Annotated in this window: 12 protein-coding genes; 5 read left to right on the forward strand and 7 right to left on the reverse strand. The window is 55.6% G+C overall.

Translation table 11 applies throughout. The features are described from left to right. The first annotated feature begins 8 nt into the window (after positions 1-8). The 3 genes from malQ (at position 9) to A8O29_RS02130 (ending at position 2975) form a co-directional block, all read left to right on the forward strand. The gene (malQ, locus tag A8O29_RS02120; RefSeq protein WP_125355210.1) at positions 9-2090 is read left to right on the forward strand and encodes a 4-alpha-glucanotransferase; all 2082 of its coding nucleotides are present in this window, start codon (positions 9-11) and stop codon (positions 2088-2090) included. 215 nt (positions 2091-2305) lie between these two features. Further along, on the forward strand, positions 2306-2686 hold the full coding sequence (locus A8O29_RS02125) for a DUF8093 domain-containing protein (RefSeq protein ID WP_476748682.1): 381 nt from the start codon (positions 2306-2308) through the stop codon (positions 2684-2686). Positions 2687-2702: 16 nt separating this feature from the next. Then, complete coding sequence (locus A8O29_RS02130; RefSeq protein ID WP_168713890.1) at positions 2703-2975, forward strand: colicin immunity domain-containing protein; 273 nt, start codon at positions 2703-2705, stop codon at positions 2973-2975. Positions 2976-3151: 176 nt separating this feature from the next. Here A8O29_RS02130 and nfuA read toward each other — a convergent pair whose 3' ends face one another. Both nfuA and gntX read right to left on the reverse strand, forming a co-directional pair. Beyond that, positions 3152-3727, reverse strand: coding sequence for a Fe-S biogenesis protein NfuA (nfuA, locus tag A8O29_RS02135; RefSeq protein ID WP_110511805.1), 576 nt, complete (start codon positions 3725-3727; stop codon positions 3152-3154). 58 nt (positions 3728-3785) lie between these two features. After that, positions 3786-4460 carry a DNA utilization protein GntX gene (gene gntX / locus A8O29_RS02140; RefSeq protein ID WP_125355223.1) on the reverse strand — a complete coding sequence of 225 codons (675 nt, stop codon included), beginning with the start codon at positions 4458-4460 and terminating at the stop codon, positions 3786-3788. 38 nt (positions 4461-4498) lie between these two features. On the opposite strand from gntX, the gene bioH reads away from it, so the two are divergent. Continuing rightward, on the forward strand, positions 4499-5272 hold the full coding sequence (bioH, locus tag A8O29_RS02145; protein WP_125355207.1) for a pimeloyl-ACP methyl ester esterase BioH: 774 nt from the start codon (positions 4499-4501) through the stop codon (positions 5270-5272). 118 nt (positions 5273-5390) lie between these two features. Continuing rightward, positions 5391-5660: a YdgH/BhsA/McbA-like domain containing protein gene (locus A8O29_RS02150; RefSeq protein ID WP_125355206.1), complete on the forward strand. Its 270-nt coding sequence runs from the start codon at positions 5391-5393 to the stop codon at positions 5658-5660. Positions 5661-5711: 51 nt separating this feature from the next. On the opposite strand, the gene feoC is transcribed toward A8O29_RS02150, so the two are convergent. From feoC to greB, 5 genes are all read right to left on the reverse strand, one after another. Continuing rightward, complete coding sequence (gene feoC / locus A8O29_RS02155; RefSeq protein WP_125355205.1) at positions 5712-5948, reverse strand: [Fe-S]-dependent transcriptional repressor FeoC; 237 nt, start codon at positions 5946-5948, stop codon at positions 5712-5714. Positions 5949-5957: 9 nt separating this feature from the next. Beyond that, positions 5958-8279, reverse strand: a complete 2322-nt coding sequence (feoB, locus tag A8O29_RS02160) for a Fe(2+) transporter permease subunit FeoB (RefSeq protein ID WP_125355204.1) — start codon at positions 8277-8279, stop codon at positions 5958-5960. Positions 8280-8308: 29 nt separating this feature from the next. Then, complete coding sequence (gene feoA, locus A8O29_RS02165) at positions 8309-8536, reverse strand: ferrous iron transporter A (RefSeq protein ID WP_110511800.1); 228 nt, start codon at positions 8534-8536, stop codon at positions 8309-8311. 351 nt (positions 8537-8887) lie between these two features. Then, complete coding sequence (locus A8O29_RS02170) at positions 8888-11215, reverse strand: Tex family protein (protein ID WP_125355203.1); 2328 nt, start codon at positions 11213-11215, stop codon at positions 8888-8890. Between the two features lie 103 nt (positions 11216-11318). Beyond that, complete coding sequence (gene greB, locus A8O29_RS02175; protein WP_110511798.1) at positions 11319-11792, reverse strand: transcription elongation factor GreB; 474 nt, start codon at positions 11790-11792, stop codon at positions 11319-11321. Positions 11793-12013: the final 221 nt, after the last annotated feature.

Consider the following 12013-nt stretch of genomic DNA (forward strand, 5'->3'; position numbering starts at 1 on the left):
GGAACGCAATGGAGAGCAAACGTCTGGACAATGCCGCACAGGCGGCGGGCATCAGCCCAAGTTACATCAATGCCCACGGCAAACCGCAGTCAATTGGTGCAGACACCAAACGACGTTTGCTCGACGCAATGCATCACGGTGTTGCTGCCGCGAAAGTGGCGGTGACCCCGGTTCCTAACGTGCTGGTGTTTACCTACGGTAAGAAAATGTCGCTGCCGGTGGAAGGTAGCGGCGAATTTCACTGGATGCTGACCACCGAAGAAGGCGAGCAGCATCAAGGCAAAGCGACGGCGGCGAAAGCGCTGAATTTGCCGACGCGTTTGCCGGAGGGGTATCACACCCTGACGCTCACCCAAAGCGAGCATCGCTGGCATTGCCGGGTGATTGTCGCCCCGGAGCGTTGCTATGAGCCGCAGGCGCTGAAGCAGGGCAAAAAGCTGTGGGGCAGCTGCGTGCAGCTCTACACCCTGCGCTCCGAGCGTAACTGGGGTATCGGTGATTTTGGTGATTTAAAAGTCATGCTGCCGGAAATCGCCCGTCGTGGTGGGTCGTTTATCGGCCTGAACCCGATTCACGCGCTGTATCCGGCGAACCCGGAAAGCGCCAGCCCGTATAGCCCATCTTCGCGCCGCTGGCTGAACGTCATTTATATCGACGTGAATGCGGTCGACGATTTCCGTGACAGCAAAGAGGCGCAGGCGTGGTGGACATTGCCGACTACGCAGCAGGCGCTGCAATCCGCGCGTGATGCTGAGTGGGTCGATTACTCCACCGTTACCGCGCTGAAAATTACCGCGTTGCGCATGGCGTGGAAATGCTTCTCTGTGCGCAGCGACGATCAGATGGCGGCGTTCCGCCAGTTTGCCCTGAACGAAGGCGAAAGCCTTTATTGGCAGGCGGCGTTCGACGCGCTGCATGCGTATCAGGTCAAAGAAGATGAACTGCGTTGGGGCTGGCCTGCCTGGCCTGACGCGTATCAGGACATCGACAGCCCGGAAGTGAAGGCGTTTTGTACCCAATACGCCGATGAAGTCGATTTCTTCCTGTGGTTGCAATGGCTGGCGTACTGCCAGTTCGCCGCCTGCTGGAACGAATGCCAGGCGCATGGCATGCCGATTGGGCTGTATCGCGACCTCGCGGTAGGCGTGGCGGAAGGCGGGTCCGAGACCTGGTGTGATCGCGAGCTTTATTGCCTGAAAGCCTCCGTGGGCGCGCCGCCAGATATTCTTGGGCCGCTGGGTCAAAACTGGGGCCTGCCGCCGATGGATCCGCACATCATCGCCGCGCGCGCTTACGAGCCGTTTATCGATCTGCTACGCGCCAATATGCAGAACTGCGGCGCGCTGCGCATCGACCACGTCATGTCGGTTCTGCGTCTGTGGTGGATCCCGTACGGTGAAACGGCGGATCACGGCGCGTACGTGCATTATCCGGTGGACGATCTGCTGTCGATTCTGGCGCTGGAAAGTAAACGTCATCAATGCATGGTGATTGGCGAAGATCTTGGCACCGTGCCGGTGGAAATCGTCGGGAAACTGCGCAAAAGCGGCGTGTATTCCTACAAAGTGCTCTATTTCGAAAGCGACCACGAGAAGACGTACCGCTCGCCGAAAGCCTACCCGGAACAGTCCATGGCGGTAGCGACGACGCACGACCTGCCGACACTGCGCGGCTACTGGGAAAGCGGTGATTTAACGCTCGGCAAAACGCTGGGGTTGTATCCGGACGAAGTGATTTTGCGCGGGCTGTATCAGGACCGTGAGCTGGCGAAGCAGGGGCTGTTAGACGCGCTGCACAAATATGGCTGTCTGCCAAAACGTGCCGGGCATAAGGCGTCATTGATGAACATGACGACCACCCTGAATCGCGGGATGCAGCGTTACATCGCCGATAGCAACAGCGCGTTGCTGGGGCTTCAGCCGGAAGACTGGCTGGATATGGCGGGGCCGGTGAATATTCCGGGCACCAGCTACCAGTACAAGAACTGGCGCCGCAAGCTGTCCACCACCCTGGAAGCGATGTTTGCCGACGAGAGGGTGAATAAGCTGATCAAGGATTTGGATAAACGCAGGAAAGCGGTGGGGAAATGATGGATTTACAGGCCACGAGATGCTCGTAGGCCCGCGCAAGCGAAGCGTCGCCGGGCGAAAATGCCTGATGGCGCTGCGCTTACCAGGCCTACAAAGCTGCGGACCTGAGCGAAAATCAGAACGCGTAGGTCCGGTAAGCAAAGCGCCACCGGGCATTAAAGATCAATAGTAAGAATGCTCACCGCGCTGGTGTTCGGTTTTCTTTGCCGGATAGCTTGATTTTCAATCAAACCCCGCAGAATATCCCTACTCTACGTAAGAGAAAGGGAAACCAGCCCTACAAGCGAAAGCGACGCCCTTTTTCTGACAACGTCTATGACGATGTCAGAATGTTTCTTGATCTTGGCTGGATGGTGGGTGTGGACACCATGGAAGACTGGGACCATTTCAGGAATCCATTCTATTTCGATAAAGACAGTAATCTGGTGTATGACTGCTTTATGGACCACTCCGGAGAGAGCTTCCGTAATGAGGTCAGGAGTCTGTACGAAGACACCCTGAACGCTCATCAGGGCAGGAAGCCGGAGCCGACCATTAAGCAGCACTATTCCGATGCCCCGATACAGCATGCGCAGGCAGGGAAGTCCATCAACTAATAAAAATGAGTTAGCCTTGATTACTTTAATCGATTCGTTTGTTTCAGGTGAAATTACAGCGCCAGAATTTGAAAGGAAATACCTGACATTATGGCGTGAACACAGAGACTCAGCCGAACTTAAAACACGAGATAATTTTACGCCACGATATTTTGATTCAGTGTTCTCATCTGTAGATTCTTACTGCTCTGACCCTGACTTAATCGACGAAGATGATTTAGATGATCAAGGATTGCTCGATGCCGTTTCGAACCTTAAAGCAATGTGGGAAGAGTCCGTGTTGGTTTAACAATAGTGATATGTCACAAAGTCGGTTCATCATTACATCCGTTATCAACAGGCTCTGAAATGGTGACTGAGAAAGCGGTGGGGAAAAGATGGATTTGCGGGCCTACAAAGCTGCGGGCCTGAGCGAAAATCAGAACGCGTAGGCCCGGTAAGCAAAGCGCCACCGGGCCTTAAAAATCAATAGTAAGAATGCTCACCGCGCTGGTGTTCGGTCAAATCACGAACGCCTTTCAGCTCTGGGAATTCGTTCAGCAGTTGCTTCTCGATCCCTTCTTTCAGGGTCACATCGACCATCGAACAACCGTTACAGCCGCCGCCAAATTGCAGAATGGCGAAACCTTCATCGGTGATTTCCATCAGCGACACGCGACCGCCGTGGCCGGCGAGCTGCGGGTTAACCTGCGACTGAATCATGTACTCTACGCGCTCCATCAGCGGCGCATCATCAGACACTTTACGCATTTTGGCGTTCGGTGCTTTCAGCGTCAGCTGGGAACCTAACTGGTCGGTCACGAAGTCGATGTCCGCATCGTCCAGATATGGCGCACTCAGCTCATCGACATACGCGGTCAGCAGGTCAAATTTGAGGGCAGTGTCACTGGCTTCCACCGCATCCGGCGGGCAATAAGAAACACCACATTCAGCATTCGGGGTGCCAGGGTTAATCACAAATACGCGAATTTGTGTCCCTTCTTCCTGATTTGCCAGTAGTTTGGCAAAGTGCGCTTGTGCAGTATCGGAAATACGGATCATAGCTTTGGCCTAATAGTTGACTACTTTAGTCGGTTATAATACGCCCATCACAAAGGGTCTACAAGGTGCGACACAGGCACCATACCTGAACTGACGCGGCGCCGTTTTGCAAAAGCAGGCGGGAAAGTTCGGCCACAGTGCTGCCGGTCGTGACGACATCGTCCACAAGGGCGATATGGAGTCCGTGTACCGGGAATTCAAGACGGAACGCGTTTTTCAGGTTCTGTTTACGCAATCGCGCCGAAAGCTGATGCTGCGTGGCCGTTGGCCTGACGCGGTGAATCGCCTCGGGCTGATAGCCAATCCCCAACCAGCGGGAGAGCGGGCGACAGAGTAAATCTGCCTGATTGTATCCGCGTCGCCAGTGGCGGCGCTGCCAGAGCGGAACCGCGATCAGCCGGTCCGGTTTTTGCCGCCCGATGCACTGTTGCAGGCGCAGAAGCAGAAGTCGGGCCAGCGCGCGGGCCAGCTCCGGCCTGGCGTTGAACTTCCACGTTTTCACCAGCGTTGAAAGCGGCGGCCCGTAGTCATTCACCGCGACCAGGCTTTGCCACGGCGGGGCTTTTTGCAGGCAGCGACCGCAGTCTGTCTGCCCGCCAGCGGCAGGCAAACCGCAGCGTGGACAAACGGGCAGACGCGAACTCACGGCGCGGGCGCAGCGCGAGCACACGCCCCAGTGGGCCAACGCCAGCGGCATTTGGCATAGCCAGCACAAGCCGTGGGCTGTTAGCATCATTCCCCTCCCAATTCGAAGAATGAGAACAATAACTGATGAATGACATCTGGTGGCAAACCATAGGCGAAGGAAATTGTCATCTTGTGCTGCTGCACGGATGGGGGCTGAACGCGGGAGTCTGGGATTGCATCACGCCGGAATTAAGCTCGCAATTCACGCTTCATCTGGTGGACCTGCCGGGCTTCGGGCGCAGCACTGATTTCGGCGCTCTTTCGCTGGAAGAGATGACCCGTCTGGTGCTGACCAAAGCGCCGGAAAAAGCGATTTGGCTCGGCTGGAGTCTGGGCGGGCTGGTCGCAAGCCTGGCGGCATTGACCGCCCCGGAACGCGTGCAGGCGCTGGTGACCGTCGCGTCATCGCCGTGTTTTTCCGCGCAGGCCGACTGGCCGGGCATCAAGCCTGACGTGTTGTCCGGTTTCCAGCAGCAGCTGAGCGAAGATTTTCAGCGCACGGTGGAGCGTTTCCTCGCCCTACAGACGCTCGGCACCGAGAGCGCACGTCAGGATGCGCGTCGACTGAAAAGCACGGTGCTGGCATTGCCGATGCCGACAACCGACGTGCTTAACGGTGGGCTGGAAATCCTCAAAACGGCGGATTTGCGCGAGCCGCTTGCTTCGCTGCCGATGCCATTCCTGCGGCTTTACGGCCACCTTGACGGGTTGGTGCCGCGGAAGGTGGTTCCCCTGCTGGATGCGCGTTGGCCGAACAGCCAGTCCTATGTGTTCAGCAAGGCGGCGCATGCCCCGTTCATCTCCCATCCGACGGAGTTTTGTCAGCAACTGGTCACGCTTAAGCAGGTGATAGTCTGATTTTTAAGGCAAACTGGCGAAATTTATTTCAGCGACAATACTTATAAGGTCGCTGCGTCAGCGCATTGCCTTTACGCGCGCAGTGCCCACATAAAATGGTCCTAAGGAGAGTACGGCTATGAAATATGTTACGGGTATGGTTACGGCATTGGTATTGGGTTCTCTGTCTTTCGGTGCGTTTGCGGCCAAAGAAATTCAGAAAGAGGACGTGGCAAAAATGAACCTCACCAAGATTGGCACGGTGACCACCTCGCGCACCACATCGCCAATGGATGCGAAACATGATCTGTCGAAAAAAGCCGATGAAAAAGGCGCAACTTACTTCGTGGTGATCGCAGGGCAGAAGAACGAGAAAACCGTTCACGCCAATGCTGATATCTACAAATAAGTAAAAAGCGGGCCAGTGGCCCGCTTCTTCGTTTGATGCATCAATACGTCGTTACTGCAAAACCCACCATTCACGCAAACAGGCTTTGCCTTCCGGGCAGTGCTTACAGCTTCCGCTCAGACAATCCGACGGTTCTTCCGCAATGCGCTTCGCTTTGCCCATCGCTTCCATTCGCATCAGCATCGCGTCAACCATCGGCTGCGGCGTGTGCAGCGCGCGGCTCAACTGCTGAGCCTCCATTCGGCCCTGCAATGCCAGTATGTTCCGCAGTTCAATCATCGATGCCATGATTTGTCCTTAGTGACAGTCGCCCGCCGGGCTGCTGCAACAGCTTTCGACGGTTTTCTTCGTCGCCAGCAAATTCACGTTAACCCGGCTGCGGGCGCGGCGTAACAGGCCCAATACCACGACGTTAAACAGGATGACGGACAGAATGCAGGTCAGACTGTAGCGCGGATGCTGGTTGTAGCTGGCAACCTGATAGAACAGCGTCGACAGCGAGTAGGCGATGTTCAGCCCCCACAGCACCGAGAAGCCCATCCAGCCACGGCTAGATTCGCGGGCGATGGCGCCCATCACTGAGATGCACGGAATGTAGAGCAGGACGAAAATCAGGTAGCTGTAGGCGGCGGCCGCGCTGCCGAATTTGCTGCTCATCACGCCCATCGCGCCGGTGGCCATTTCACCGTCGCCTTTGCTGGCTTCGATCGGGTTGGCCAGTACGCTCAGGCTGAAGGTGTCTTTCAGGCTCTGCCAGGTTTCCCCGGCGGCGGCGCCCAGTTCATCCAGCAGATTGAAATCAGCGGGGTTGAATTCTTCCTGCTGGATATTTTCTGCGGTGTAGAGGGTGTTCAGCGTACCGACCACCACTTCTTTTGCCATCGCACCAGTGAACAGCCCCACGGTGGCCTGCCAGTTGTCTTCGTGCACGCCAATCGGTTTGAAAAGCGGGGTGATTACGCGGCTGACGGAAGCCAGCGCCGAATCGTTGATGTTGTCCGCTGCCTGGCCGCTCAGCGTGAAGCTGTTCAGCGCGCTAAGGAAAATACTGACGATCACAATCACTTTACCGGCACGCAGAACGAAGCCTTTCAGGCGCTGCCAGGTCTGGATAATTAAGCTTTTCAGATGCGGCACGTGGTACACCGGCAACTCCATCACGAACGGCGACGCTTCGCCACGCATGATGGTGTGTTTGAGCATCAGGCCAGTGAGGACAGCCATCACGATGCCGAGCACGTACAGCGAGAACACTGCCAGCGCGCCTTCCTGACCGAAGAATGCTGCGGCGAAGACGGCGAAAATTGCCAGCCGCGCACCACAGGACATAAACGGCGCCATCATGATGGTCATCAGGCGTTCACGTGGCGCATCCAACGTACGCGCGCCCATCACCGACGGCACGTTGCAGCCGAAACCGACAATCAGTGGCACGAACGATTTACCCGGCAGCCCGAGGGACTGCATCAGACGGTCCATCACAAACGCCGCGCGGGCCATGTAACCGGAATCTTCGAGGAACGACAGGAACAGGTACATCATCCCAATCTGCGGTACCAGCGGCAGCACGGTGTTGATCCCGCCGCCAATCCCCTGCGCGAGGAAAATAGTCAGCCATTCAGGGAAGTGGAGGGTAGCGCCAATCCACTGAAGGCCGTGAATAAAGATAGCCACTGAACCGGCATCGAAAATCGGCTGAAGTGCGCCGCCGATGTTAATTGCCAGCAGGAACATCAGGTACATCACGAACAGGAACACCGGCAGACCGAGGAAACGGTTGAGGATAATTCGGTCCACCGCGGCGGTGAAACGGCTCGGTTCGGCGGTCAGGGTGTTACTCACCACATCGCAAACGGCGGCGATGGACTGATAGCGCGCATCGGCAATATGCAGGGCCGGGTCGTCCATTTCAGTTTGCAGGCGCTGTACGGTAGGCTCGAGCTGCTGTTGAGCTCGTTCTCCGGCAAAGCCGAGGCTGTAAATATCGCCCTCGAGCATTTGCAGGCCCAGCCAGCGACGCTGTTTCAGCGGCATCTCTTTTGGCATCACCTGCGCCAGTGAATCGGCCTCACGCAGCAATGGCTGCGCGTAATGCACCAGCTCTAAATCGTCATTGGCCTGATGGCGGTCGAGGGACATTTTCAGCGCTTCGATACCACGTCCGCGGGTAGACACCAGTGGGATAACCGGGCAGCCAAGGCGTTTTGCCAGCGCGTCGACTTCGATGCGGATTTGCTGCTTCTCAGCGATATCCAGCATGTTCAGTGCCACCACGCATGGAATGCCAAGCTCCAGTAATTGCAGCGTCAGATACAGGTTGCGCTCAAGGTTGGACGCATCGACCACGTTGATCAGCAGGTCAGCGTCACCGCTCAGAATATAGTGACAGGCTATCTGCTCATCGAGCGAGGTTTGCGAGGAGATGGTGGTCAGCGAATAGGTGCCTGGCAGGTCAACCAGCGTCACTTGATTATCGGTAGTAGTGAACTGGCCTTCTTTACGCTCAACCGTGACGCCGGACCAGTTGCCCACGCGCTGACGCGCCCCGGTCAACTGATTAAATAAGGTTGTCTTCCCTGAATTCGGATTGCCAATTAAGCCAATGGTTAATTTCTTCATTTTACGGGACTCGCTGTGTCTGGCAGGAATTAACGGGTAAGCGCTTCGATTTCAATTAACGCCAGGTCTTTCTTGCGTAATACCAGGCTGACGCGACGGGTTTCAATATGCACCGGATCGCCAAGTGGCGCGACGCGCACGACGTGAAAAGAGGAGCCAGGCAACATGCCAAGCGAAAGTAATTTCTGCCGATAAGCCGGGCTAATCTCGCGTGAGAACCCGGTTATCTTCCACGTACTGTCAGGAGTGAATTGCATAAGACCTGCTTGAATCGCTAATTGAAAATCCCTTCATACGCGCGCAACGGCGTACGAAACCAAGGATGGTGCCAACAGGAAAGGATAAAATATCAACAGTGACGATGATAATGAGAATGGTTTCCGTCTTCAATCAATAAAATGTGAATGGATGTTCATTTAACGAATAATTGGCGTGAATTTGACGTGGCGCAATATTTATTGCGGGAAAGGATGTTTGCGAAAAAGCAGAGTTGTTATCAAAGTGAAAATAATAATGCGAAGAATTAATGAAAGGTAAAAAGGCGTGTCTGAATAATGTCGCTAGGTATCAGGCCCGTTTATAAATAAACGGGCCTGATGGGTACAGACTTATTTTTTCTTCATCGCTGCGGCCAGCGCATCCATCATGGCACTGTTTCCGGCAGGCGTGGCTTCACGTCCGCGCGGTTTTGCCGCTTTGGCTGCCGGGCGCGCATTCTGCTCACGACAGCCACCGCCGCCACGACGGCTGTTGGTATCGCCAGGCTGCTCGTCCAGACGCATGGTCAGCGCGATGCGCTTGCGCTGCATATCCACTTCCAGCACCTTGACCTTCACGATGTCGCCTGCTTTCACCACGGTGTGTGGATCGTCGACGAATTTATCGGCCAGGGAGGAGATGTGGACCAGACCGTCCTGATGCACGCCGATATCCACGAACGCACCGAAGTTGGTGACGTTGGTCACCGCGCCTTCCAGCACCATGCCTGGCAGCAGGTCGTTCATGGTTTCCACGCCGTCGGCAAACTTCGCCGTTTTGAACTCAGGGCGCGGGTCACGGCCCGGTTTTTCCAGCTCTTTGATGATGTCGGTCACCGTCGGCAGACCAAAACGTTCGTCGGTGAAATCGACCGCTTTCACGTTACGCAGTTCGCTGCTGTTACCCATCAACTCTTTCAGCGCCTGCTGGGTTACCGCCAGAATGCGTTCCACGACAGGATACGCTTCCGGGTGAACGGTTGAGGCATCGAGCGGATTGTCGCCGTGGTTGATACGCAGGAAGCCCGCGCACTGTTCGAAGGCTTTCGGCCCCAGACGGCTCACTTTGAGCAGCTGTTGACGGTTCTGGAACTGACCGTTCTCATCACGCCAGGTCACGATGTTCTGCGCCATCATGCGCGTCAGGCCCGCGACACGGGTCAACAGCGGCACGGAGGCGGTATTAAGGTCAACGCCGACGGCGTTCACACAGTCTTCCACTACCGCGTCCAGTTTGCGCGCCAGTTGGCTCTGGCTGACGTCGTGCTGGTACTGGCCGACACCGATTGATTTCGGGTCGATTTTCACCAACTCGGCCAGCGGATCCTGCAAGCGACGGGCGATAGACACCGCACCACGAATAGAAACATCGAGATCCGGGAATTCGAGCGCAGCCAGTTCAGAGGCGGAATACACCGATGCTCCGGCTTCGCTGACGATCACTTTTTCCGCCGTCACTTTCGGGAACTGCTGCTGCACGTCGAGGTAGAAACGCTCGGTTTCGCGTGAGGCGGTACCGTTGCCAATCGCCACCAGTTCGACATTGTATTTTTCGCATAGCGCTGCCACGGCAACCGCCGATTTCGCCGCCTGACCGGTGTGTGGATAAATGGTGTCGGTGGCGACCAGTTTGCCGGTGCCATCAACCACTGCCACTTTCACGCCGGTACGCAGACCCGGATCGAGACCCATGGTCGCACGCAGACCCGCCGGAGCGGCCATCAGCAGATCGTGCAGGTTGCGGGCGAAGACGTTAATCGCTTCGTCTTCCGCACGTTCGCGCACGGTACCCATCAGTTCGGTTTCAAGGTGCATCAGCACTTTGATGCGCCACGTCCAGCTCACTACGCCTTTACGCCAGCTGTCTGCCGGGGCGTTATTCAGACGCAGATTGAGATGGTCGATGATGATTTGTTCGCAATGGCTCTCTTTTGGCGGCTCGTCGAATTGCGGATCGGGGTTCAGGGAGAGCTGCAAAATACCTTCGTTGCGGCCACGGAACATCGCCAGCGCGCGGTGAGACGGCGCGGTAGCAATCGGTTCGTGGTGATCGAAGTAGTCGCGGAATTTCGCGCCTTCTTCCTCTTTGCCGCTGACCACAACGGCAACCAGATGGGCGTTTTTCCACAAGTAGTTACGCACTTTCGCCAGCAATTGGGCGTCTTCGGCAAAGCGTTCCATCAGGATATAACGCGCGCCATCGAGGGCCGCTTTGGTGTCGGCCACGCCGTTATCAGCGTTGATGTATTTCGCGGCTTCGTCTTCCGGGACGTGCGACGGCTCGTTCCACAGCAAATCGGCCAGCGGCTCGAGGCCTGCTTCAATCGCGATTTGCCCGCGGGTACGGCGCTTCGGCTTATACGGCAGGTACAAATCTTCGAGCTCGGTTTTGCTCAGCGTGCCGTTGATGGCTTTCGCCAGTTCGTCGCTCAGTTTGCCCTGATCGTTGATGGACTTGAGGATTGACTGGCGGCGTTCTTCCAGCTCACGCAAATAGCCAAGACGGGTTTCCAGGTTACGCAGCTGGGTGTCGTCCAGACCGCCGGTGACTTCCTTACGATAACGTGCGATAAACGGCACGGTGTTCCCTTCATCAAGCAGACGAACGGCAGCAACAACCTGTTCGTTTCTGGCCTGAAGTTCACCCGCAATAATGCGGCAGAGCGAATCATTCATCATGGCTATATTTCATCTGTAGGATCGAAAAACAGGGGATAGTTATACGGATTGGTCAGCCAAAATGCCAGCCGGACCCCTCCGCAATCAGAGTGTTCCAGGTGCGTTATTTGACGTACTCGATCTCATTGACGTACCAACTGGCGTCACCCGCCGGCGTCTGCACCACGGCGAGGTCACCGACTTCTTTTTTCAGCAGCGCGCGGGCCATCGGCGAATCGATGGAGATATAATCTTTGCGCCCGAAAATTTCGTCATAGCCGACAATGCGAAAGCGCTTGGTGTCGCCATCGTCATTTTCGATTTCCACCCAAGCGCCGAAGAAGACTTTGCCTTCCTGCTGCGGGGAGTAATCGACGATTTTTAGATTTTCCAGACATTTGGTCAGATAGCGAACCCGGCGATCGATTTCACGCAGACGCTTTTTGTTATACTGATAATCGGCGTTTTCGCTGCGATCTCCGAGACTTGCGGCCCAGGTGACTTTTTTCGTCACCTCTGGGCGGTCTTCGCGCCAAAGATAATCCAGCTCTTTCTTCAACTTCTCATACCCTTCACGGGTGATTAGCGGCGTTTTCATTGTGGTGCTACCTTGTGACTACTTGTGCTTGCGCACATTTTGCCTCACAGATGACGTCAATTGGTTAAAAAATAGTTTTCTGTGATGAATTGTACAGATAAGCTGCTGTAAAATATGCTTTGTAACAATTTCGGCTAGAATTTATACCAGATTTAGCTGGAGCCTAGCGTACGCTTTTTTGAGAATACGTACTCATAATTGTACGAACCCTCTGGGAGTAA

Origin of the sequence: Scandinavium goeteborgense (assembly GCF_003935895.2) — a bacterium.
Lineage (GTDB): Bacteria > Pseudomonadota > Gammaproteobacteria > Enterobacterales > Enterobacteriaceae > Scandinavium > Scandinavium goeteborgense.

Excerpts from the sequence above, each read along its gene's own strand:
- malQ (WP_125355210.1), top strand. The coding sequence starts at position 9 with ATGGAGAGCAAACGTCTGGACAATGCCGCACAGGCGGCGGGCATCAGC.
- nfuA (WP_110511805.1), bottom strand. The coding sequence starts at position 3,727 with ATGATCCGTATTTCCGATACTGCACAAGCGCACTTTGCCAAACTACTG.
- gntX (WP_125355223.1), bottom strand. The coding sequence starts at position 4,460 with ATGCTAACAGCCCACGGCTTGTGCTGGCTATGCCAAATGCCGCTGGCG.
- bioH (WP_125355207.1), top strand. The coding sequence starts at position 4,499 with ATGAATGACATCTGGTGGCAAACCATAGGCGAAGGAAATTGTCATCTT.
- A8O29_RS02150 (WP_125355206.1), top strand. The coding sequence starts at position 5,391 with ATGAAATATGTTACGGGTATGGTTACGGCATTGGTATTGGGTTCTCTG.
- feoC (WP_125355205.1), bottom strand. The coding sequence starts at position 5,948 with ATGGCATCGATGATTGAACTGCGGAACATACTGGCATTGCAGGGCCGA.
- feoB (WP_125355204.1), bottom strand. The coding sequence starts at position 8,279 with ATGAAGAAATTAACCATTGGCTTAATTGGCAATCCGAATTCAGGGAAG.
- feoA (WP_110511800.1), bottom strand. The coding sequence starts at position 8,536 with ATGCAATTCACTCCTGACAGTACGTGGAAGATAACCGGGTTCTCACGC.
- A8O29_RS02170 (WP_125355203.1), bottom strand. The coding sequence starts at position 11,215 with ATGATGAATGATTCGCTCTGCCGCATTATTGCGGGTGAACTTCAGGCC.
- greB (WP_110511798.1), bottom strand. The coding sequence starts at position 11,792 with ATGAAAACGCCGCTAATCACCCGTGAAGGGTATGAGAAGTTGAAGAAA.